Below are 364 nucleotides of genomic sequence, written 5' to 3' on the forward strand. Positions count from 1 at the left end.
TATCGATGGCGCGAAACAAACGACGCCACCACATCAGGTCGTTTGGCGGATCGTTGGCCAGCTCGGCCTCGACGTGCTGCTCGATCATGATGCCCTGACGCTGCTCGCTTTCCAGCAGCTCGGTCATCTGCCGGGAATCCAGTTTGGGCAACATCAGCACCAGCATCAACACCAGCGCCAGCGTGAGCCAGAAGATGGCGAAGATGCGTGCAGTCAAACTTCCAATCATGAAGCGGAAACCATCAGATACCCGCGGCCACGCAGCGTTTTAAACCACGGATGGCCATCTTTGCGCTCCGGCAGCTTACGCCGCAGGTTGGACATATGCATATCGATGGCGCGGTCGAACGGCGTCAGGCGCTTG

The 364-nt window shown here is 58.5% G+C and carries 1 protein-coding gene and 1 pseudogene; both read right to left on the reverse strand.

Annotated features, from left to right (window positions below):
* Positions 1-229: pseudogene (gene cpxA, locus ACSIPU_RS30690) on the reverse strand (envelope stress sensor histidine kinase CpxA); the annotation flags it as partial.
* Positions 226-364: winged helix-turn-helix domain-containing protein (locus ACSIPU_RS30695; RefSeq protein WP_435322493.1), on the reverse strand; the 139-nt coding region annotated here is incomplete at its 5' end. The gene ACSIPU_RS30695 and the pseudogene cpxA, both read right to left, overlap by 4 nt.

The sequence above is a fragment of the Klebsiella sp. HN106 genome (assembly GCF_051209435.1).
Classification (GTDB): domain Bacteria; phylum Pseudomonadota; class Gammaproteobacteria; order Enterobacterales; family Enterobacteriaceae; genus Klebsiella; species Klebsiella oxytoca.